18 protein-coding genes and 1 pseudogene are annotated in these 20,692 nt (G+C 62.3%); 10 read left to right on the forward strand and 9 right to left on the reverse strand.

Going from position 1 to position 20,692, the window contains the following annotated elements:
- Positions 1-118 precede the first annotated feature (118 nt).
- The 3 genes from ACTJKE_RS12745 to ACTJKE_RS12755 all read right to left on the reverse strand — a co-directional run bounded on the left by ACTJKE_RS12745 (position 119) and on the right by ACTJKE_RS12755 (position 3,985).
- Positions 119-1,114, reverse strand: coding sequence for a HupE/UreJ family protein (locus ACTJKE_RS12745; protein ID WP_112994453.1), 996 nt, complete (start codon positions 1,112-1,114; stop codon positions 119-121).
- Positions 1,114-1,962, reverse strand: a complete 849-nt coding sequence (locus tag ACTJKE_RS12750) for a peptidyl-prolyl cis-trans isomerase (RefSeq protein WP_440691891.1) — start codon at positions 1,960-1,962, stop codon at positions 1,114-1,116. The genes ACTJKE_RS12745 and ACTJKE_RS12750 overlap by 1 nt, the downstream gene beginning before the upstream one ends.
- Positions 1,963-2,044: 82 nt before the next feature.
- A complete protein-coding gene (locus ACTJKE_RS12755; RefSeq protein ID WP_057253858.1) occupies positions 2,045-3,985 on the reverse strand; it encodes a DUF3604 domain-containing protein in 1,941 nt (646 codons plus the stop codon).
- A 227-nt stretch (positions 3,986-4,212) separates the two neighbouring features.
- Here ACTJKE_RS12755 and ACTJKE_RS12760 point away from each other — a divergent pair.
- The 4 genes and pseudogenes from ACTJKE_RS12760 to ACTJKE_RS12775 all read left to right on the forward strand — a co-directional run.
- A pseudogene (locus ACTJKE_RS12760) lies at positions 4,213-4,452 on the forward strand (efflux transporter periplasmic adaptor subunit); the annotation flags it as partial.
- Between the two features lie 128 nt (positions 4,453-4,580).
- A complete protein-coding gene (locus ACTJKE_RS12765; RefSeq protein ID WP_440639631.1) occupies positions 4,581-5,453 on the forward strand; it encodes a helix-turn-helix transcriptional regulator in 873 nt (290 codons plus the stop codon).
- 87 nt (positions 5,454-5,540) lie between these two features.
- A complete protein-coding gene (locus ACTJKE_RS12770) occupies positions 5,541-6,413 on the forward strand; it encodes an NmrA family NAD(P)-binding protein (RefSeq protein ID WP_440691892.1) in 873 nt (290 codons plus the stop codon).
- Between the two features lie 73 nt (positions 6,414-6,486).
- A complete protein-coding gene (locus ACTJKE_RS12775) occupies positions 6,487-7,419 on the forward strand; it encodes a LysR family transcriptional regulator (protein ID WP_440639629.1) in 933 nt (310 codons plus the stop codon).
- A gap of 26 nt (positions 7,420-7,445) precedes the next feature.
- Here ACTJKE_RS12775 and ACTJKE_RS12780 read toward each other — a convergent pair whose 3' ends face one another.
- Positions 7,446-8,456, reverse strand: coding sequence for an aldo/keto reductase (locus ACTJKE_RS12780; protein WP_058324842.1), 1,011 nt, complete (start codon positions 8,454-8,456; stop codon positions 7,446-7,448).
- Positions 8,457-9,021: 565 nt separating this feature from the next.
- Positions 9,022-9,417: a hypothetical protein gene (locus ACTJKE_RS12785; RefSeq protein WP_057253870.1), complete on the reverse strand. Its 396-nt coding sequence runs from the start codon at positions 9,415-9,417 to the stop codon at positions 9,022-9,024.
- A 385-nt stretch (positions 9,418-9,802) separates the two neighbouring features.
- Here ACTJKE_RS12785 and ACTJKE_RS12790 point away from each other — a divergent pair, with 385 nt between their 5' ends.
- Positions 9,803-12,175, forward strand: a complete 2,373-nt coding sequence (locus ACTJKE_RS12790) for an arylsulfatase (RefSeq protein WP_440691893.1) — start codon at positions 9,803-9,805, stop codon at positions 12,173-12,175.
- Positions 12,176-12,329: 154 nt separating this feature from the next.
- Positions 12,330-12,659 carry a hypothetical protein gene (locus ACTJKE_RS12795; RefSeq protein WP_112994448.1) on the forward strand — a complete coding sequence of 110 codons (330 nt, stop codon included), beginning with the start codon at positions 12,330-12,332 and terminating at the stop codon, positions 12,657-12,659.
- 227 nt (positions 12,660-12,886) lie between these two features.
- On the opposite strand, the gene ACTJKE_RS12800 is transcribed toward ACTJKE_RS12795, so the two are convergent.
- Positions 12,887-14,635: an adenylate/guanylate cyclase domain-containing protein gene (locus tag ACTJKE_RS12800; protein ID WP_113479429.1), complete on the reverse strand. Its 1,749-nt coding sequence runs from the start codon at positions 14,633-14,635 to the stop codon at positions 12,887-12,889.
- A gap of 235 nt (positions 14,636-14,870) precedes the next feature.
- Between ACTJKE_RS12800 and ACTJKE_RS12805 the strand changes: the two genes are divergently transcribed.
- A complete protein-coding gene (locus ACTJKE_RS12805; RefSeq protein ID WP_112994446.1) occupies positions 14,871-15,509 on the forward strand; it encodes a glutathione S-transferase family protein in 639 nt (212 codons plus the stop codon).
- Between the two features lie 95 nt (positions 15,510-15,604).
- Here ACTJKE_RS12805 and ACTJKE_RS12810 read toward each other — a convergent pair whose 3' ends face one another.
- The 3 genes from ACTJKE_RS12810 to ACTJKE_RS12820 all read right to left on the reverse strand — a co-directional run bounded on the left by ACTJKE_RS12810 (position 15,605) and on the right by ACTJKE_RS12820 (position 17,199).
- The gene (locus ACTJKE_RS12810; RefSeq protein WP_348272234.1) at positions 15,605-15,904 is read right to left on the reverse strand and encodes a putative quinol monooxygenase; all 300 of its coding nucleotides are present in this window, start codon (positions 15,902-15,904) and stop codon (positions 15,605-15,607) included.
- A 96-nt stretch (positions 15,905-16,000) separates the two neighbouring features.
- Positions 16,001-16,627, reverse strand: coding sequence for an isochorismatase family cysteine hydrolase (locus tag ACTJKE_RS12815; RefSeq protein ID WP_057253880.1), 627 nt, complete (start codon positions 16,625-16,627; stop codon positions 16,001-16,003).
- 32 nt (positions 16,628-16,659) lie between these two features.
- On the reverse strand, positions 16,660-17,199 hold the full coding sequence (locus tag ACTJKE_RS12820) for a hypothetical protein (RefSeq protein WP_057253882.1): 540 nt from the start codon (positions 17,197-17,199) through the stop codon (positions 16,660-16,662).
- 157 nt (positions 17,200-17,356) lie between these two features.
- Here ACTJKE_RS12820 and ACTJKE_RS12825 point away from each other — a divergent pair, with 157 nt between their 5' ends.
- The 3 genes from ACTJKE_RS12825 (at position 17,357) to ACTJKE_RS12835 (ending at position 20,639) form a co-directional block, all read left to right on the forward strand.
- Positions 17,357-17,854: a winged helix-turn-helix transcriptional regulator gene (locus tag ACTJKE_RS12825; RefSeq protein ID WP_057254424.1), complete on the forward strand. Its 498-nt coding sequence runs from the start codon at positions 17,357-17,359 to the stop codon at positions 17,852-17,854.
- 303 nt (positions 17,855-18,157) lie between these two features.
- On the forward strand, positions 18,158-19,669 hold the full coding sequence (locus tag ACTJKE_RS12830) for a nucleobase:cation symporter-2 family protein (protein ID WP_113512679.1): 1,512 nt from the start codon (positions 18,158-18,160) through the stop codon (positions 19,667-19,669).
- 364 nt (positions 19,670-20,033) lie between these two features.
- A complete protein-coding gene (locus ACTJKE_RS12835; protein ID WP_113512681.1) occupies positions 20,034-20,639 on the forward strand; it encodes a nucleoside deaminase in 606 nt (201 codons plus the stop codon).
- Positions 20,640-20,692 lie beyond the last annotated feature (53 nt).

Below are 20,692 nucleotides of genomic sequence, written 5' to 3' on the forward strand. Positions count from 1 at the left end.
GGGTGGTGCGGACGGCTCAACTCGATTGCCGGGCTCTACGGCGCCGCGCGTCTTATCAGACGCGCAAAGGTCGCTGTAGAACTTTGCTTGGCTGCATGTCGCGCAAGAGCGCCGCGCTTCAGGCTGCCAGGCTGGCGATCCTGGGAATGAACCAGAGCATCGCGCTGGTGCCGATGCCGTAGGCGATTGCCCGGCGCGCGAAGGCGGCGTGGTAACCAACCACCGCGCGCCCCGCCCAGGCAACTGCCAGAGCCGCGGCAACGAAGATGATCTGTCCCGCCTCGACGCCGAGGTTGAAGGTCAAGAGGCTCAGCGGCACATCCGATTGCGGTAATCCGATCTCCTTCAGCGCGCCGGAGAAGCCGAAACCGTGCAGCAGGCCGAAGGCGAAGGCGACGACCCAGGGATAGGTTTCCGACAGGCGCGCTTCGTTCGGTCTGGCCTTGAGCAGTTCGCTTGCGACGAAGGCAATGCTGAGGGCGATCGTTGCTTCGACCGGCTTCTGGGGAAGACTGAAATAGCCGAGCGATGCTCCGGCGAGCGTGATGCTGTGGGCGACGGTGAAGGCCGTGATCGTCTTGAACAGCATCCAGCGGTCATGGATCAGCAACATGAGCGCGAGCACGAAGATCAGATGATCGAAACCCAGGAGTATGTGCTCGACGCCGAGCAGGAAATAGGTCCGGGCCACTTCAAGACTGGGCTGGGTGCCGGCCGCAGTGAAGGTGGGCGCCTCGGGCATGAGGCGCCCAACCTCGGTGCCGCCATTCTCGTATTCGATGCGCACCAGTGCTTCGGTCAGCGTGGCCTTGAGCCCGTCGATGACGATCGTGCCATTCCGCAATCCCCCAGCGCAGTCGACGGTCCACCGCTCCAGATAGGCGCTGCCTTCGAACCACCGGATCGGCGTGGCCCTTTCGATGCACTGTTTTGGCAGATGCGCGTCGAGCGCCAGCCGCATCCTGCCCTGCGCCGGCACCTTCCAGAGAACGGCGAAGGTGTCGTGCGCCGTTTCGCGTATGTCGAGATAGGCCGGCCGAACCTCATGAGCGATAGCGGAAGCGCCGAGCAGCAGGAGGATCGGCAAGGCGAGAAGCGCGCCAAGCGGTCTCATCAGTTGTCTCCTGCAGCGGTGGCGGCTTCGACGCCCACCTGGTAGCGAGCGAGCAATTCACCGAAGCGTTGCTGCTCAAGTTGGGCACGCTTGGCGTTTTCCCACTCCCTTGCCACTTCGTCGCGGACGTCCTTGAGTTGCGGCACCCGGCCCGGCGCATGCTCGGACACCCGGACCAGATGGAGGCCGAAGCTGCTGGCGATCGGCCCCGTCCACTGACCGAGCGGAGCCTTTTCGAGCCCGTCCGCAAGGTCGCCGCCGAAGGTCTGGTCGATCGCCGCCTTGCTTGTGAGCAGAACTGCCGCGGGAAGCAGGGACGCATCGCCAAGCGAAGCGGGGTCGGCCGTGTCGTTGCTGCGGAGCTCCGCGAGCAAGGTAGCGGCGTCCTCAGCAATCGTCTCGCCGTGTCGTGTGGGATTGAGAAAGACCTGCTCGAATGCCAGCTTCGCATCGGTGGCGAAGGCTGCCGGATTGGCCTCGAGATAGGCTTCCAGCTCCGGTTCGGTGACTGTCACCGGGGCGGCGTCGGCGGTGTTCAGGAACTCCATTTTCTGGCGCAGGCGGCGGCGCACGACCGTGTCGTCCCGGTCGAGCCCGAGTTCCAGCGCCTGGCGGACCAGAATTTCTTCCTTCACATAGTCGTCGATCATGCCTTTCAGCTCGTCCGCCGTCGGCGAGCGCTGCCAGGTCTTGGTGAAGACCGTTGCCATCTGCTCGATCTTCGACGCACTGACGACGATTTTTTCCGGCGCATCGGCGCCGGTGCGCAGAAGGCCGTGCGCGGCGAAAATCAAAAGTGCGAGTGCCAGGAAATGGACCAGCGGCTCTCGTAAGATGCGTTTCAGCATGGCCGTGCTCGCTCGCTTGACGGAGGGCGGCGGGCGCATGGTCTTCGTGCGTCCGCCCGCATGCGGTCATCCATCTCCCGGATTATGGCGTGTACCAGATCGGAGAGGTGTAGGCGCGCTCGGTCACGGTCATGCGCGTGCCTTCCAGCGGCCTCGTCCCGAAACGCTTGGCGTCATAGGCCGTCCACCGGGGCGTCGGGATCTCGATGACGCGGCCGTAGTAGAAGGCCTTCTGCTTCGGGTCGAACTCCGGGTCCTTCCAGACCGCGATCAGCTCGGGCGCGCCGATGGTGTTGGTCCATGTGGCGTTCTCGATGTCGACCGTATCGCCGACAGACGGCACTTTGCTGTCCGGGCCCGGCTTGCGGTCTCCGCCCCAGGCGACATCGTAGACCTGTTCGTGCGTCTCGCCCTTGTCGTCAAGCCAGCCCTTGACGACCTGGTAACGATCGAGATTGGCGCCGATCGGGTCCCTGAGCGCGGCAACGAGAAATGTCGGTGCCTTGCCCTCAGGCGCCGCCGTCAGATCGCCACCCATGGGCACGCCCTTGGCATAGCCGATGGCGCCGGGATTGCGGCCTTCGGCATCGGCCGGTTCGAAGTCCCAGCCGCCGAAGAAGCGCACGAGCATGCGCGGTCCTGTTGTCGCATAGGTCTCCTTGCGCTGCATGGCGTCCCAGATTGACTCGCGGGTGTTTTCCACCGCCCAGACGGCTGCGTAGCCAGACGCCCCGACCTCCCAGTCCATCACCGTTATGTTGGTCTTAGGGTTCTTGACGAAGGTTGCAGTCAGTCGTTCCGGGCTCGGTTCCTGGGGGGTCGTCTTGCCGAAGAAGTTCTCTTCCTCCATGGCCGACAGACCGGTATGCGAGTCCGAGCTGCCCACCAACCCGAACTTGTAGGGATTGGTGCCGAGTTGAGCCTCGAGCTTAAGGCCGTTCTTGAACGCCGAGCGCGCATATTCGAATTCGAGCATGTCCGGCGTCTTGCGCTCGCTGGCATCGAGGTTGCCGAAGTCCCAGATCTCGAAGTTTGCGAACTCGTCATTGGGCGCGAGCGCCGGGTGCGCCTCGCCGGTGCCCTTGGTCTGGGTTGTCTCATAGAGCCGTTCCCAGCGGGCGCGTTGCTCGACATAGTCCTTGTCCACCGGCTTGCCGGTGAAGGATTCGATCATCGGGAACATGCGCCCGTTGGACAGGTTGCCGTTGTGGGCGATCGCCAGCACACTGCCACCGGTCTTGTCCTCGTAGGCCTGCATCCACTTCCACAGGTCGCGCGGATTGTCGCTGCCGAGCGGCTTCAGCGTCGTGTAGGGCAAGACCTCGTTCGCCTTGTCGGCATTGTCGCGGAAGATGACGTTGCGGTGCAGGTTGTTGCCCGCTGTGTTCGATGTCCATTCGTAGCCGATGAAGGCGGTGAAGCGGCCGGGCTCGTTATATTCCTCGGCCGCCTTGATCGTGTCCTGCCAGGCGTTCTTGTAGGGGCGGGTGTCGGGCCCGTAGATCATCGACTGCGGCAGGGTGCCCTCGCTGAACCCGACGATGATTTCCATCGCCGCCTTGCCGCCCTGGCCCGACTTGATCATGTCGTACCAGGTCTTGGCCTGCGGATCGGAGATAACCTCCGGCTTGCCGGCGAAGAGGTCCGGAAACATGCCCATGTTGTCGGAGTGGTCGGAGACCACCAGGAAGTCGAGCGGGCGCGACAGCTTGGCGGGCTGGCCGCTCGACGCCATGACCTCTTCGCCGCGGGCGAAGCGATAGGCGTCGCGCGGCGTCAGCCGCGCCCCGAACGCGCCGGCGTCGAATGAGGCTCCGGTGTGAAGATGCGTGTCGCCGAACAGGGGGCGGGTCGGAAAATTGCGGCCTGCGTAGGGCGAATAGAGCGGCTTGGCGGCAAAAGCCTTTTCGGCCTTGGCCGTGTCCAGCGTGCCGGTGTCGTTATGTTCCTGTGCGGCTGCCGGGAGCGCCGGGCCAAGGCTCAGAATGCTTGCAAGGATCAATTTGGCAGACTTGTTTCTCATCGCTTTCCCCTCCGTGCGGCACGGTCGCTTCGCGAAAGACTGAGCTACTGCACGGAAACAATCGCACGGCGCTGCGGGGATTTCCTTGACTTTGATCAAGATCACCAGGGCGATGAGGGGGGCGGGCCAGCGAGCAGGACAAGCGGGCAAAAGCTCGCCCGCCGCCCTCCGATGCCAGCTAACGGTCAGTTGGCAAACTCGGCGTTGCGACTTTCCCGTTCCTCTGACTGCAGGCGATCGCCTCCGGGCAGGCGCGCGTCTCCGGCACGGCGGTGGCGCCGGAGGCGGTATCGGCCGCGCCCTTCATCGTGCGGATCAGGCTAGATGACGAGGCCTTTGCCGCAAGGCTGCCCGCGGGCGCGGCAGGGGTTGCCGCTGTATTCACCGACCGGGTAAAGGCGGCGCATGTGATCCGCCGGGTGCTTTTGCGCCAGATCGCGATCACCAACTATATCAACCCGTTCTGATGGAGCAACGGAAGCCTGATCTGGCAGCGGAAGCAAAGGTGGCGATCAACTGCGCGCCCGCCGTTGTTAAGCCGCCTGTTGCGACGTAGCATGGCCACCCCATGCCGAGGTCCAGGTCGCAGCAGGTCATGTCACTTTCTTCCATTCAACCATCGCCACAGATCCTGCTCACCAGTGCCGGGCGGGCATGGAACGTGCTTTCGGCCGACTTCATCCATATTCCGCGCGGCCGGGTGCATGTGCCGGGCAGTGACACCCATAGGCTCGGCATGCATTTCGGCCCGCCGGTTAACGCCGATTGCCAATGCGGTGGCCGGCGCATGCGGCGGGTGCAGAAGCCGGGCGATATCGACATCATCCCGGCCGGGGTCGAGGGTTCCTGGGAGGATGATGCCGACTGCCGGATCCTGCGGCTCAGTTTCTCGCGATCGCTGCTCGACCGGGTCGCGGCCGACCTCGGGCGGCATGGCGACAGGGTGGAGTTGCTGCCGCAATTGCAGCTGCGCGACACCAGGCTCGAAGCGATCGGTTGGGCGATCAAGGCGGATCTGGAGGCCGACACGCCATCCGATCCGCTTTATATCGACCTGCTTGCCAATGCGCTTGCGGTGCGGCTGATCGAGACGGCGACCGGCGGGCCGCAACGGCCGGAAGGGCGGAGCGAACCGAAACTCTCGGCGCGGCAATTGCGGGTTCTGACCGAGTTCATCGAGACCAATCTGGACAAGCGGCTTCATCTTGTCGACCTCGCCGCGGTCGCGGGTTTGAGCGCCACGCGGTTGAAGACCCTGTTTCGCAACAGCACCGGCCTGCCGGTGCACCAATATGTGATCCGCCGCCGCGTCGAGCATGCCCGTGCGCTGATGACCACGACGATGATGCCGGCGAGCGAGATTGCGGTCGCCGCCGGCTTCGCCCATCAAAGCCATATGGCTTCGACGATGCGCCGGCTTCTGGGCGAGACGCCTGGCGAGATCATGCGGCGCGCGGCGGAAATCTGACCGAAGCTGCAAAATCCTGACCGAATCTGTGCGACGCTGGCCCTCGCGGTCCCTAGTCCTTGCCTGTCTTCAGCAAGGAAAGAGATCATGTTTGTTCTTCTCGGGGCCGCCGGAAAGGTGGAGTTCTCAACGGCAACGGCACTGCGCGAGGCGGGCCTGCCGGTCAGGGCGGTGCTGCGCGACGCGGCCAAGGCGGAGAAGTTGCGGGCGATCGGTTGCGACATCGCGCTCGCCGATCTGCAGGATCCGGCGGCACTCCGCCAGGCATTCGCGGGGGCGCAAGCCGTGCAGATCATCCTGCCGCCGCCGCTCAGGGCCGAGGACGCGAAGGGAGATATGCGCCGGATGACGGCGAACATGGCCGAGGCGATTGCGCGCGCAGGGCCGGAACGCGTGCTGGCAATCTCCGACTATGGCGCCCATGTCGGCGAAGATATCGGCATGCCCACCGTGTTCCGTCTTTTCGAGGAGCGCCTTCGCGAGCTCGCCATGCCCAAGGTGTTCCTGCGCTCGGCGGAGCATATGGAGGGCTGGGCCCGCGGCATACCTACGGCGATCGCGACGGGCAGCCTGCCGAGCCTGCACCACCCGGTCGAGCGGACATTTGCCGCCGTTTCGACCGGCGATGTGGGGCGCATCGCCGCCGATTTCCTGCGCCGACCGAGTGCGGCAGACGTCGAGCGCATCGTTCACGCCGAAGGACCGCGCCGCTATAGCGCCGCGGATGTCGCCAGCGCCTTGAGCCAGTTGCTGGGCCGCACGATCACCGCTCAGGCCGTGCCGCGCGAACACTGGCAGGAGGCGCTTAAGCGGACTGTGAGCGCAAGCACCGCCGGGCTCCTGGTCGATCTCTACGACGCGCACAACAAAGGCGGGTTGATCGACGTCGAGCCGCAGGGGGAGGTTTGCTACGGCACCACCGAACTGGTCGAGGCTCTCCGGCCGTTCGTACCGGCATGACGGGACAGGGCGACAGGTCGAGGTTTCCGCGATAGCCTGACGGCGGGTTTTCGAATTCGAACCGGGTGGCGTCATGGATAACCGCGCAGGCGAGATGATGGTCTTTGTCCAGGTGGTCGAGGCCGGCAGTTTTTCCGACGCGGCGCGGCAGCTCATGATGACGCCGTCGACCGTATCCAAGCTCATTCAACGGCTGGAAGCTCGGCTCGGCATCCGCCTGGTCGAGCGTTCGACGCGGCGGCTGCTTTTGACGGATGAAGGCGCGTTCTATTACGAGCGGAGCCAGAGGCTGCTTGCCGATCTCGACGAGACCGAGCAGCAGATCGCCCAAGGAGGTGCAGCACCCGAGGGGCTGATCCGGGTGAGTTCGTCCGTCAGCTTCGGCACGGCGGCGCTGGAGCCGATCCTGCCCGCTTTCTTTGAAGCCTATCCGAAGATCGTCATCGACCTCTCGCTGTCCGACGAGGTGGTCGACCTCTATCTCGAACGGACCGATGTCGCGATCCGGGTCGGGCGTCTCCCGGATTCCAATCTGATGGCGCGCAAGATCGGCACGACAAAAAGGCGCATCGTCGCTTCACCCGCCTATCTCGCCAGGTGGGGCGTGCCGAAAACGCCGGAGGATCTGCTGAGGCATAATTGCCTGGGGTTCAATTTTCGCCGGGCAAACCCCGTCTGGCCGATGCGCGAGGGCGGGCGGATCGTCGAGCGGATGCTGAGCGGCTCGCTTCTGACCAATAACGGCGAAACCATCCGCCGCATGGCGATGGCAGGCGTCGGGATCGGGCGGATCGCCGACTATCACGTCCGCGGCCCGGTCGCCCGCGGAGAGCTCGTCGAGGTGCTTGCCGACAGCGCCATTGCCGAGGCTGATGAAATTCATGCGCTCTATCGCGGTGCCCAGCATCTGCCGGCGCGCGTGCGCGCGTTCCTCGATTTTGCCGTGCCGCGCCTGCAGCGCTTTCTGGCGGAGGATCCGGTAGCGGCTGCCCCGCCCGCAAGATAGCGGGCGGGCACAGTTCACGCTCTCGCTCAGGCTATCGGCAGGGGAGCGGCGGGATTGACCAGGCCGGCTGCCCTGAGTTCGCGCCAGAAATCGGCGGGAATGACCTCGTTCAGCGCCGCGCGGTCTTCCGCAATGCGGCTCGGCTGGCTGGCGCCGGGGATGACGGCGGCGACCGCCGGGTTGGCGAGCGCGAATTGCAGACCCGCGGCCTTCATGCTGATGCCGTGGCGGTCGGCGATCGCCTTGATGCGCGCGACCTTTGCAAGGATTGCGGGCGTGGCCGGGGCATATTCGAAGTTCGGTCCGCCAACCAGGGCACCCGAGCTATAGGGGCCGCCGACGATGATGCCGAGGCCGCGTTCGGCGACAACAGGCATGACGCGCTGCAGGGCGCGGTCGTGATCGAGCAGGGTATAGCGGCCGGCAAGCAGGAAGCCGTCGGGGCGGGGGCCTTCGAGCGCGAGCAGCAGTTCGATCGGCTCGACACGGTTGACGCCGAGGCCCCAGGCCTTGATCACGCCCTCGTCGCGCAGCCGGTCAAGCGCCTTGAACGCGCCCTTGCGGGCGGTCTCGAACACATCCAGCCATTCGTCGCCGTAGAAATCCTGGGCGACGTCGTGGACGAAGGCGATCTCGATCCGGTCGGTCTTCAGGCGCTTCAGGCTGTCTTCGATCGAGCGCAGCGTCGCGTCATAGGAATAGTCGTTGACGATCTTGTTGGGCCGGCCATAGCGGAAGACGTCGCCCTTTTCCCCGAGATCGCGGGCGCTGACATCCTCGATCTCGTCGAGGATGACCCGGCCGACCTTGGTGCTGATGACGTATTCGTCACGCGGACGGCCGGCCAGCGATTCGCCCATGCGGATTTCGGCGAGGCCGGCGCCATAGAAGGGGGCGTTGTCGAAATAGCGGATGCCGTCGTCCCAGGCGGCCTCCACGGTGCCGAGCGCCTCCTGTTCCGGGATATCGCGGAACATGTTGCCGAGCGGTGCGGCGCCGAAGCCGAGCGTGCCGGGAAGAATGTCCTTGAGTGCCATTTCACTGTCCTTTGCTGATCAATGGGGCAGGCCCTGCCTGCGTCGAGGGTGGACAGAGAAATAGGTCAGCCCGTGGATCGCCGGTAGGCAGACCGGGTTCGCAGGTATTAGGAAGCAAATTCACAGATGCCGAGACGGTCGATCTGTTGGGGGCGGCATGGCGCTCGCAATCTTGCGCCGCAGGGTTCGACGCCGAATGGGACCGCCCGGCCAACGCTCCAGGCGCGCAGGGTGGGGCGATCCGTTTGGCGGCGCAGGGTGCGCTCTCTCGTCAGCCTTGATGCAGCGCGCCATCTCCATGATACGAACGGCTGTAAGCCGGCCGGGCAAAGCTCCGGCGGCAATAGGGCAGCAGGTGCTCGGGCGGTTCAAAGGGGGCGAGCCGAAGGGCCCTGTCGTCACGGTGTTTGGAAGGCGCCAGTATCGTCCGCCGACGGATGAGGTTCACGCCGCGGGCCGGCCAGCCGTTCGCAGTTGGGGGTGGAGGAGAGGCCCGGGTTGGGCCCGTCCACCCGGGTGGGGGCGAAGATCGCCCCAACCGTCGACGGAAAACCCCCAATGCATTTTACCAGTTGTTATAGCCGCGAACCGGGCAGTTGGGCTGAAGGCCGAAGACGATCGTGCGACGGTGCGACCCTCTAATTTCGATCCACTGATTGGTGGTTCGACCGACTCTGGCGCCCTGCAAGCCCTCGGCCCGCGCTATCGCCAAAGCGCGTTGCGGGGTACAAATGCGGCGCTGGGCGCGGCGATCGCGATACTGGCGGTCGCGATAGTAGCGGTCGCGATAATAGTCGTCGCCGTAGTCCTCGTCGTCGTAATAGCGTCGGCCATCGTCATATCTTGGCCCACCGCCATCGAGATAGAGCTCTACGCCCTGGGCCAGTGCTGTGCCCGGCGTCAGTGCTGCGCCCGGTATCAGCGACGCGAGCAGCAGGCTGATTGAAATGATCTTCTTCATGTATGTCACCTCCTAAACGTCGGTCCCATTTAGCGCTCGTAATTATGAACGCAGCCAGAACGGAATTGTTCAGGCAACGAAAGACGCGACGCCCGCGTCGATCGCTGGGATGCTTGCATCGCTATACGTGAGTCCCGCTCAAACGAGCATGTTTTTGCGTGATTCATGTTTGCCTGTGTCGGCATCAGCCGCCTTGGGACATTGAACCTAACGCGCGCGAGTTTTACGACCGGTCTTTTACCTTTCCCACACGCAGTGATATGCGTATATTAGACCGTTCTAATTCGGAGAGAATTCAACGATCTGCAGTAGAGGTGTTCGCCATGACCATTGGCCAGAGCATGCTTGCGGGTGCAGCCTTCTTCGCGCTTGGTTTTACGTCCGCATGGGCACGCAGGTTTCAGGGACGCTCGGCGCACCCGGAGCGACCACGACAATTACGGGTAAGCAGCTTCCGTCGCCAAGTCCGGCTTTTGGCGGCGTGATCAAGGAAAAAGCCTCGGAATCGACGCCCTGGTGGACGCCGCGTGTCGTGCCTCCGAAAGGCGCTCCCAATGTGCTGCTCATCATGACGGACGACCAAGGCTTCGGCGCGCCGAGCACCTTCGGCGGGGTCATTCCGACACCGGCGATGGACCGCATCGCCAAAGAGGGGTTGCGCTTCACGAACTTCCACTCGACATCGCTTTGCTCGCCGTCTCGTGCGGCGCTGATCACCGGGCGCAATCACCATTCCGTCGGTTTCGGCGTGGTCGGCGAAATCGCTACCGGGTATCCCGGTTACGATTCAATCATTCCCATCGAGAAAGGAACGATCGGCACGATCCTCAAGGAAAATGGCTACGCCACCTCATGGTTCGGCAAGAACCACAACACGCCGTCCTATCAATCGAGCCAGGCGGGGCCCTTCAACCAGTGGCCGACGGGCATGGGTTTCGATTATTTCTACGGCTTCGTCGGCGGCGATGCCAGCCAGTGGCAACCGAACCTGTTCCGCAACACGACTGCCATCTATCCGTTTGAAGGCAATCCCAAATGGAACCTGGAAACGGCCATGGCCGACGACGCGATCCAGCACATCAAGCAACTGAGCGAGATCGCCCCCGGCAAGCCCTGGCTCGTATATTACGTGCCTGGCGCCACCCATGCGCCGCACCACCCGACGCCCGAATGGATCAAGAAGATCAGCGACATGCACCTCTTCGACGAGGGCTGGAACAAGGTTCGCGAGACGATCTTCGCCAATCAGAAGCGGCTCGGCATCATGCCTGAGAACGCGAAGCTCACGCCTTGGCCCGACAGTTTACCGCAATGGGATTCGCTCAGTTTCGAGCAGAAGAAACTGTTCATCAGGCAGGCCGATGTGTACGGCGCCTACCTTGCCTATGCTGACAACGAGATCGGGCGGGTCATCCAGGCGGTGGAAGACCTCGGAGAGCTCGACAACACCCTGATCATCTACATCGGCGGCGACAACGGAGCGAGCGCCGAGGGCATGCTCAACGGCACACCGAATGAGTTCACCACATTCAACGGTGTCGAAGTTCCGGTTAAGGACCAGTTTCTCTGGTATCCATTCTGGGGTTCGGAGCGGACATTCCCGCATTTCGCAGCCGGCTGGGCCTGGGCAATGGGGACACCGTTCAAGTGGGTAAAGCAGGTGCCGTCGCATTTCGGCGGGACGGCGCAGGGCATGGCCATGTCCTGGCCCGGCCATATCAACGACGCGGGCGGGATCCGCGCGCAGTTCCACCACTTCATCGACATCGTGCCGACGATCCTGGAGGCGGCAGGCATCCCGCAACCGGAGACGATCAACGGCATCAAGCAGGAGCCGATCGAAGGCGTCAGCTTGGCCTATACATGGGACAAGGCGAATGCCACTGCCCCGACGCAACACCAGACGCAGTACTTCGAGATGCTGGGAAACCGCGCGATCTACCACGAGGGATGGGTCGCCGCGACGACGCCCGCAACACTGCCGTGGGAACTCAGCACCAAGACGCCTCCCGACGTGATCACCGGCTACAATTGGGAACTCTACAACGTCGACGAAGACCCGACGCAGTTCACCGATCTTGCCGCCAAAATGCCTGACAAGCTCAAGGAATTGCAGGACCTCTTCTATGCCGAAGCGAAGAAGTACAACGTGCTGCCGCTCGACAATTCGACGCTCGCACGCTGGAACGCCCCTCGACCCAACCTGACGGCCGGACGGACGGAATTCACCTATCAGGGAGAATTGAGCGGTGTGCCGGGCAGTGCTGCGCCCAGCACCTTGAACAAGTCCTATACGATTACTGCCGACGTCGAGATACCGGACGGCGGTGCGCAAGGCATGATCGTCACCGAAGGCGGCCGCTTTGGCGGTTACGGCCTCTTCCTCAGCCAGGGAGACTTCGGTGTCGGCAGTGGGAAGGTCGTGTTCCTCTACAATCTCCTCGACCTCAAGCGCACCATGTGGGAGGGACCGGAACTCGAACCCGGCAAACACACGATCGTCTTCGACTTCAAGTCGGATGGAAAGGGACTTGGCGCCGGCGGCACGGGCGTTCTGTCGGTCGACGGCCAGGAGGTCGCCACGAACAGCATCGACCACGGCATCCCGGTTACCTTCCCCGAGGATGAGACCTTTGACGTCGGTCTCGACACACGCACCGGCGTCGCCTTGCTGGAATACCGCTACGACACGCCCTTCCGCTTCACGGGCAAGATCGACAAGCTGACTTTTGAGCTGAAGCCAAACGCAACGCCCTAGAGCGCCGTGCGTTCAAGCGAACGCACAAAGGACGCTCTAGTACTTTGAATCTAGGCCATCTTTCCGCTTCCAGTGATTCCACTTGAGAGCGGGATGCTCTAGCGCCGGTGCATCGCAAGGCTTGGACATAAACGGCTAGCAGAGGTGCGTTCCTATGATACGCGTGCTTGATCTCGCCGCCTTCGCGGAGATGGCAACAGGCCTCGCGCTGGTGGTGCTGCCTTCGTTCGTGGGGCAGGTATTGCTTGGCGAGGCACTGACCGGGCCCGCTATCCCGACGGCCCGGGTGGCCGGTATTGCCCTGATCGCACTCGGCGTTGCCTGCTGGAGGAACTCAGGTCTCCTCGGCATGCTGATCTACAGTGCGGCAGTCACACTCTATCTGGCCTATTTCGGACTAACTGGCTCCGCGGGCGTCCTTCTGTGGCCCGCGGTCGCAGTTCATGCGGTGCTGTCGGTCTTGCTCTGGCGCAGTCGCAACTAACCCAACGTCACCTGCCGTGCGTTCGACTGAACGCACAAAGGACGCCCTAGCACTTTGATTCTAGAGCATCTTTCGCCTCCAGTGCTTCCACTTGAGAGCGGGATGCGCTAGGCCGTGAACCCATAAATCAGCCGGGCGGACGACTTGCCGGCGTCCGCTATGCACCGAAAGCGACCAACGTTTGCAGCGCAGCTAAAAGAAGCAATGGGCCACAAGCAGAAGTTAACTCAACTTGCTCGTAAGGGGCGCACATACTGCTCCGGCAGCCCCGCCTTCCGCAGGGCATCAATCAAGTGTTGCTGAGCTTCAGGGCGTGCGTAGTGCAGTACCTGGATCACATTTCGAAGCGATAAATCCGGTTTCACCAGCTTCACCTTGGCGATCACCTCACTTGCACCAGTTAAGTCGCCTAATTGCGCGCGCGCGGCGGCTAGGTACAAGAGGCCACTGGAGCGTTGTACAGGGACACTCTCGAGCGCTTCGACTGCGTCAGCATATCGAGCGAGGTCAAAGAGCGTCAGGCCGCGAACCGCTGCAAACCAATCGGGCACGAAGGGACCCAAGCCTATGGCGGCATCGATTGTGGCCAACGCATCGGCCGGCCTGCCACTGGCGCGCTGCCAGTTCGCGTAGTCGCCCTTAATCTGTATATCGGCCGGATTGAGTGTCAGCGCCCTGTCAAAATGGAAGCGTGAACGGTCATGGTCTCCTGTCCAAAGGTAGTAGAGCGCTCTTGCCCAATGAGACGTGGCGTCGTTGGCATCTAGTTCCAGCGCTTGTTTCGAAGCGCTCTCGGCCTTGGCCATCTGATCGTCATCGAGCACAATGATATTGCTGATGGTAAGAGCTATCGCCAGCCAGGCATGCGCAAGTGCAAAATGCGGATCGACGGCAATTGCCCGCTCAAGTAGGGGTACGGCTTCGGCATCACGCTGATGGTCACATAGATTGCGGCCTTGTAACAGACAGTCATAAGCCGACCAGCTAGTAGTTGGTTTTGCACGGGCTTTTGCTGCTTCTGCAGCGTACATGCGGCCCTCCAGCATTGTTACTATTGCGGCCACAACAAGGTCCTGGACAGCGAAGATATCCTGCGCATCGCGATCGTAGCGGTCGGCCCAGACGTGAGTGCCGGTTATGGCATCGACCAACTGGGCTGTGATGCGTATTCGGTCGCCCAATTTGCGTAGACTACCCTCAACTACATAGGCAACGCCCAGTTCCCGCGCTACTTCGCTATGACTTTTTCCTTTGTTGGCAAAATGAAACGACGCGTGGCGAGCTACTACGGATAGGCCGTGAAAGCGGGCGAGTTCGGTAATGATATCCTCGGTGATCCCATCGGAAATGTACTGTTGCCCGGGATCACCACTCATGTTGGTAAATGGCAGTACTGCTATGGACGGTTTGATTCGTTCTACCGCTGTTGGTCGCACCGATGTTCCTGAGGGAGCTCCCAGACTATAGACCCGGACCGGCTGGGCGATATTCTTGAGTTGCTGCTCACCCATGTCTTCAAACGAGAGATCAAGGCGACTTCCTACGTTGTCATGAACCATGCCGGTGACTGCAATGCCGCCCGCCGGGGCAAGTCCCTCGATCCGCGCAGCGACGTTCACGCCTTCACCGAAAACATCGCCATCCTCAGCAATCACATCCCCCAAGTTGACGCCAATGCGGAGTTGGATGGCTCGGTCCTCTGACAGCTCTGCGTTCCGTGCTGCCATATCCTTCTGTAATGCGACTGCGCAGGCCACGGCCTTCACGACGCTGGGGAATTCCGCGAGAAAGCCATCCCCCATAGACTTAAACAGCCGACCTTGGTGCTCGGCGATCCTGGTTTCGATCACTTCGGCGCGGAGGTTCCGCACGACCGCCAAGGTGCCGTCCTCGTCCACGCCCATGAGGCGACTGTAACCGACTACATCGGCGGCAAGGATGGCAGCCAGACGGCGCTGAACGGACTTGTCCACCACTCGATAGTGTCCCTGTTGGTCACCTGGGCTCCCTTGCAGAGCCTGGTTGATGACAGGATAGCATACATAGCCGCGCCTGGCCGCAACCAGTTGTCCCAGAGCGAAGTCAGGCTGCTACGCGTCAGGTCTGCTAGGAGTCATTCGCGACGAAGCGGCGGTCGATTTTTCTTTCGTACCTGTCGGCGCGCGGCGCCTTCGTTCGTCTTCATGACGTGCACCAACGGAGAGCCACCGCATGAAGCTCTACTTCAGCCGCAATCCTAATCCTCGCCTGGCGGTTGCCGTCGCGCGGTATCTGCAGGCCGGGGTCGCGTTCGAATTTGCCGAACCCATGGCGCCGGGCCAGGCCGAACGTTTCCGGTCACTCAATCCGAACCTGCTGCTGCCGATCCTGGAGCGCACCGGCCGGTCGCTCTGGGAGGCGGATGCGATCGCCTGCTATCTTTCCCGCCAGACCGGTTCCAATTTCTGGCGGACGGATGACGACGAGCCGGAGATGATCCGCTGGATCAGCTGGGGGAAGGAGAACTTCGTGAAAGCCTGCGACATGGTGCATTGGGAGCGCGGCACCAAGCTGCGCTACGGCATCGGCCCCTGCGAGGAAGCGATGGTGGAGGAGGGGCTGCGGGAGTTTCATAGGGCGGCGAGGATACTCGAGGCTGAGCTCTCCGGTCGCGCGTGGCTGGTCGGCGACACGGTGTCCTTCGCCGATTTCCGCATGGCGACATTCCTGCCCTTTAACGACGCGGCGCGGCTACCGATCGGTGATTATCCGGCGCTCATGCGCTGGTCGCGGCGGCTTGAAGAGATCGAGGCGTGGCGTGATCCTTTCCATGGTCTGGTCGCGCCTGAACTGCCGCCGCTGCCGGGGTGAAGGGTACAGATTTTGCCTTTGGTTCGGACGGCGCTGGCAGCGGCCCGCGTGGTGATGCCGGCGGTCGCCGCTGCCGAGCTTCATACCCTCGGCGCCTATTCGACAGGTGTCGCTTTGTGGACGACAACGCCCGCGACCAGTCCTGCGGTTTCTTCGCGCCACTGTTTGATCGAGGGGCCGTCGAGATGCAGGTCGAAAGCGGCTGCATCCTGATAGACCTCGTGGATGTGGATTTTCGCCTCGTCATCGTTCGACGTCATGATGTCGAAGCGGAGCGTTCCTTTCTCATCACGCAGGCAGCGAGCCCGATGGGCTTGCAACAGGGGGATGAGCTGTTCTCGATGGCCGGCAACGGCTTCGATTGTTCCAAGTACTACGAATTTTGACATGGTCATTTCCCTGGTCACTGGGGACGGCGCGACAAACCGGCGTGCCGTCCGTGTCTCTTCGTTTCAGAGCAGCGGGCCCGAGGCTCTCGCCGGCGCCTTTCGTCACGAAGCCGGCAGGGCCTCGAGCAGTTCGCCCGTTGTCAGGATCGCGTGCGCGAAAGTGGGGCCGTTCAGATCGTGGGCGGCATGCATCATTTCATGCGTGAAGGCGGCCGTCGCATCGCGCACAAGGGTCACGTGATAACCGAGCTCCATGCCGTAGCGGGCCGTGGATTCGATGCAGGTATTGGCGAGCAGGCCGACGATGATGAGATGCGTGATGCCGCGTTGCCGCAGCTGCTGGTCCAGGTCGGTATTGGCAAAGCCGCTCTGGCCCCAATGCTCCTTGGCCACCACGTCCCCCGGCTTCGGCGCAAAATCCGGATGCCATTCCCCGCCCCATTCGCCGCGGGCGAACGAGTGGCGGTGCATGATGGCCTGCTGGGTCGGACTGGGATGCGCCCAGTCTTCGTAGTCGCCCGGTTCCCAGCGGCGATGCGGGGCGATGAAGACGCGTATTCCGGCGGCGCGGATTGCGGCATCGATCGACTTCAGGTTCTCGATCAGCCCGACGTCCTCGGCGATCGGCTTGATCCGGTCCCAGATCTTGCCGCCTTCCGAAAGGAAGTCGTTATAGGGGTCGACAAAGAGCAGGGCTGTCGTCTCTTTGCTGTAATTCGGCTTTGACATGGTCGTCTCCATTTTTATTGGTTCATAGAGACCTAGTTTCGAAGCGCCGCACGCTCGATGCTGGCAGCAAACAGCGGTGTCTCGCCCTTGTTGTGCGCAATCGACATCGGCTGTCGCTGCGCGCGGAACACGTCGAAGGGGATGCCTTGCCGGTCGAGCGAGGCCTTGAATTCCTCCGTCGCCCTGGAGCGAACGTGGTTGGTGAATTCGCACGTGTGCTCGTCAATGCGCCTGACGCTCAGTTCCCAAAGCACATGGATCGTGGTCCGGCCCGAAGGCGGGAAGAGATCCGAGACCGACTCCAGCACCAGGTGATGCTTCTCGCTCAGCGTCTCCACATAGTGCTGCACCATCAGGGTGCCGCCAATCGTTTCGACGTTGATCGACATGCGTCTGCCGTCGGGCGCTGTGGTAACGCCGGCGGCAATATGGGCCGGGGAGCAAAGCCGGTATTCCTCCTCGGCAAGCGTAAAGCACCAGCTCGGTATGTCGACCTTCTCGAAGGGGGCGTTGATGATGGCGCTGAAGCTGGAATCGACGATCTCGAGATCGCCGGTCTCGTGGCTGTTCATGGCAGACTCCTTTTCATGTCTGGCCTTTTCATGCTTGGCCTTTGAATGCCTGGCCGCATCGCGGGGGCCCTCATGGCCCGTTGCATTCCGTGCGACATCGCTTATATTAGATATGAAAATCATAGTGACAAGTGCCTATGAAAAAGAAAGTTACAAAGTGGAAAAGAATTCTGCCGAACGCACCTTGTGCCCGGTGGCGCGCTCCGAGGCCGTCGTGGGGGACCGCTGGACCGTGCTGATCCTGCGCGAGCTGTTCATGCGCGGACATCGCTTCGAGGAGATCCAGGCGCAGACGGGGGGCACGCCTCAGATGATCACCGCGCGCCTGAAGGCGCTGGAAACGGAAGGCATGGTGGAACGCCGCCAGTACAACCAGCGCCCGCCGCGCTTTGAGTATCACCTGACGGAAAAGGGAAACGCCTTCTACCCGGTCATCCTGGCGCTGCGCGCCTGGGGCGAAGCCTGGGTGAAGGCACCCGAAGAGGGGCGGGCGGTCAACTACACCCATCTGACCTGCGGCAAACCGGCAGGGCTGGGTCCGCTCTGCGAGAGCTGCGGCGAGCCCTTGAAGCGGGCGGATCTCAGCGCCGAGCTCAATCCGGCCTATGCCCAGGAAAGGGAAGAGCGGTGGGAACGGTTCAAGGAGAGCCGGTAGTCCGCATTCCGCTGCCGGGCGGGCGGCACGCCTGAGACACCACTGCCAGGCCATTGCGGAATGCGATCATCTCTGCTCTCCTCTGGACGTGCCGGGTGACGGCGCCAGACCGCCCGGGCGGTCGGACGCTTGCGGCTGCAATCGCCGGAAATGGCCGAGAAGCGGCCTGTCTCGCCGACTTTCCCGCCCAACCATTCCCGCCCAAAATCCGAAAGGTGTTTCGCGTTTTTTAGGCAAGCGCGATTTGCCCTCCTTCAGTAGCCTTTGCCTTGTCCCGCTGGAGACGGGACGCGTCGCAAAGGGATGGAGGAGAGACCCTTGGCAAGCATTTCAGAGGACACTACGCGTACCCAGAATCTGGCCCAGAATCCGGCCCAGAATCCCGAAGACGAACGGCTGAGCATCGGCGCCAACCTCGCCTATGGTCTGCAGCACGTTTTAACCATGTATGGCGGCATCGTTGCCGTCCCCTTGATCCTTGGCCAGGCGGCGGGCTTGAATTCCGCCGATGTCGGCCTGCTCGTCACCGCATCGCTCTTTGCTGGCGGTCTCGCAACTATCCTGCAGACGATCGGCTTGCCTTTCTTCGGCAGCCGCCTGCCGTTGGTGCAGGGCGTTTCGTTCTCGGGCGTCGCGACGATGATCGCGATTTCAGGCAATGGCGGCATTCCGGCCATTCTCGGCGCCGTCATCGCGGCCTCGCTGATCGGTCTTCTGATCACGCCGATATTCTCTCGCGTCACGCGCTTCTTTCCGCCGCTCGTTACCGGCATCGTCATCACCACCATCGGCCTTACGCTGATGCCGGTGGCAGCGTTCTGGGCCATGGGCGGCAACAAGGCGGCGCCGGACTTTGGCAGCACCGCCAACATTCAGCTTGCGGCGGTGACGCTCGTCATCGTCTTGCTGCTCAGCAAGCTCGGCAGTGCTTCGATTTCCAGGCTTTCGATCCTGCTTTCGATCGTGATCGGCACGGGCATCGCCTACGTCGCCGGCATGACCGACTTTTCGCAGGTGGCAAACGGCCCGGTCTTCGCGCTGCCGAAGATTTTCCACTTCGGTTATCCGACCTTCGAACTGGCGGCGATCATCTCCATGCTGATCGTCATCATGGTGACGCTGGTCGAAACTTCGGCGGATATTCTCGCCGTCGGCGAGATCGTCGAGACCAAGGTGGATTCGCGCCGGCTCGGCGACGGCCTGCGCGCCGACATGCTGTCGAGCATCCTGGCACCTGTCGTCGGCTCCTTCACCCAGAGCGCTTTTGCCCAGAATGTCGGCCTCGTGGCGGTCACCGGCGTCAAGAGCCGCTATGTGGTGGCAACGGGCGGAATGTTCCTGGTGACGCTCGGCCTTTTGCCGATCATGGGGCGCGTCGTTGCTTCCGTCCCGACCTCCGTTCTCGGCGGCGCCGGCCTCGTGCTCTTCGGCACGGTCGCGGCTAGCGGCATCCGTACGCTGTCCAAGGTCGAGTACAACAACAACATGAACCTGGTGATCGTCGCCACCTCGATCGGCTTCGGCATGATCCCGATTGCGGCCCCCGGCTTCTACGAGCATTTCCCGGCCTGGGTCGCGACGATCTTCCATTCGGGCATCTCGTCGGCCGCCGTGATGGCGATCCTGCTCAACCTCTTGTTCAACCACTTCACGGCAGGCAATTCCGATCAGCAGTCGGTCTTCGCCGCGGCAACGGAGCGCACGATCCGCTACCAGGACATCGCCCGTCTGCATGACGGCGACTACTTCCTCAACGGCAAGCTCTACGATGCCAAGGGCGCGGAAGTGCCGCTGATTGCGGCGGAGGCGCACTGAGCCGGCCCGATCTTTGGAACACGCAATCCCGGGCGGAAGTCGCTTCAGACTTTTCCTGGGATTGTTTTGAAACACGCAATCCCGGACGGAAAACCGCTTCGCACTTTTCCTGGGATTGCTCTGAAATACGCAACTCCGGACGAAAAACCGCTTCGCACTTTTTCTGAAGTTGCTCTGAGACCCGCAATCCCGGACGGAAAACCGCTTCGCACTTTTCTTGGGATTGCTCGGAAATACGCAACTCCGGACGAAAAACCGCTTCGCACTTTTTCTGGAGTTGCTTTGAAACCCGCCATTCCGGGCAGGAAGCCGTTTCCTGTTTTTCCTGGCGTTGCTCTCAAAACCCAACAAAAGGACACTGGGAATGACACAGCAGACCGATAACTACCAACTCCTCGATGCACTGCTTGGCACGATGGAGCGCGGCATCATCCCGGCAACGGAAGCCGGTGTTGCTGCCGGCAACAAGATCTTCGGCGCGGCACTGATGCGCAAGTCCGATCTTTCGACCGTGCTCGTCGAGACCAACAACGAAACGGAAAACCCGCTCTGGCACGGCGAAGTGCACACGCTGAAGCGCTTCTACGAGATCGAGGGTACTGAGCGCCCGGACTCCCGCGATCTCATCTTCCTCTGCACGCATGAGCCCTGCTCGATGTGTCTGTCGGCGATCACCTGGGCGGGCTTCGACAATTTCTACTACTTCTTCAGCCACGAGGATTCCCGGGACAGCTTCTCCATTCCGCACGACCTGAAAATCCTGAAGGAGGTCTTCACGCTGGAGCCCGGCGGCTACAACCGCACGAACGCGTTTTGGAAGGGCCAGTCGATCCACGCGCTGATCGACGGCCTGCCCGAGCCGCAGCGCAAGGATTTGAAGGCTCGCGCAGACGCGATCCGCGCGAAGTACGACGAACTCTCCTCCACCTACCAGGACAGCAAGGACGGCAACGCCATCCCGCTGAACTGAGGCCTGAAAGACGGCCTGCGCATCGGACCATTTCATTGTCTCCTACAGCGCCG

Source organism: Ensifer sp. 22521 (genome assembly GCF_052044795.1).
GTDB lineage: Bacteria > Pseudomonadota > Alphaproteobacteria > Rhizobiales > Rhizobiaceae > Ensifer.

Bases quoted from the DNA above. Each gene is read 5' to 3' on its own strand.
- ACTJKE_RS12755 (WP_057253858.1), bottom strand. From the start codon at position 3,985: ATGAGAAACAAGTCTGCCAAATTGATCCTTGCAAGCATTCTGAGCCTT.
- ACTJKE_RS12780 (WP_058324842.1), bottom strand. From the start codon at position 8,456: ATGGCACTCAAGGACATTCTTCCCGGCACGCTCGGCTTCGGCGCCGCA.
- ACTJKE_RS12765 (WP_440639631.1), top strand. From the start codon at position 4,581: ATGTCACTTTCTTCCATTCAACCATCGCCACAGATCCTGCTCACCAGT.
- ACTJKE_RS12785 (WP_057253870.1), bottom strand. From the start codon at position 9,417: ATGAAGAAGATCATTTCAATCAGCCTGCTGCTCGCGTCGCTGATACCG.
- ACTJKE_RS12830 (WP_113512679.1), top strand. From the start codon at position 18,158: ATGGAGGAGAGACCCTTGGCAAGCATTTCAGAGGACACTACGCGTACC.
- ACTJKE_RS12770 (WP_440691892.1), top strand. From the start codon at position 5,541: ATGTTTGTTCTTCTCGGGGCCGCCGGAAAGGTGGAGTTCTCAACGGCA.
- ACTJKE_RS12750 (WP_440691891.1), bottom strand. From the start codon at position 1,962: ATGCTGAAACGCATCTTACGAGAGCCGCTGGTCCATTTCCTGGCACTC.
- ACTJKE_RS12835 (WP_113512681.1), top strand. From the start codon at position 20,034: ATGACACAGCAGACCGATAACTACCAACTCCTCGATGCACTGCTTGGC.
- ACTJKE_RS12805 (WP_112994446.1), top strand. From the start codon at position 14,871: ATGAAGCTCTACTTCAGCCGCAATCCTAATCCTCGCCTGGCGGTTGCC.
- ACTJKE_RS12745 (WP_112994453.1), bottom strand. From the start codon at position 1,114: ATGAGACCGCTTGGCGCGCTTCTCGCCTTGCCGATCCTCCTGCTGCTC.
- ACTJKE_RS12820 (WP_057253882.1), bottom strand. From the start codon at position 17,199: ATGAACAGCCACGAGACCGGCGATCTCGAGATCGTCGATTCCAGCTTC.
- ACTJKE_RS12815 (WP_057253880.1), bottom strand. From the start codon at position 16,627: ATGTCAAAGCCGAATTACAGCAAAGAGACGACAGCCCTGCTCTTTGTC.
- ACTJKE_RS12810 (WP_348272234.1), bottom strand. From the start codon at position 15,904: ATGACCATGTCAAAATTCGTAGTACTTGGAACAATCGAAGCCGTTGCC.
- ACTJKE_RS12790 (WP_440691893.1), top strand. From the start codon at position 9,803: ATGGGCACGCAGGTTTCAGGGACGCTCGGCGCACCCGGAGCGACCACG.
- ACTJKE_RS12775 (WP_440639629.1), top strand. From the start codon at position 6,487: ATGGATAACCGCGCAGGCGAGATGATGGTCTTTGTCCAGGTGGTCGAG.
- ACTJKE_RS12795 (WP_112994448.1), top strand. From the start codon at position 12,330: ATGATACGCGTGCTTGATCTCGCCGCCTTCGCGGAGATGGCAACAGGC.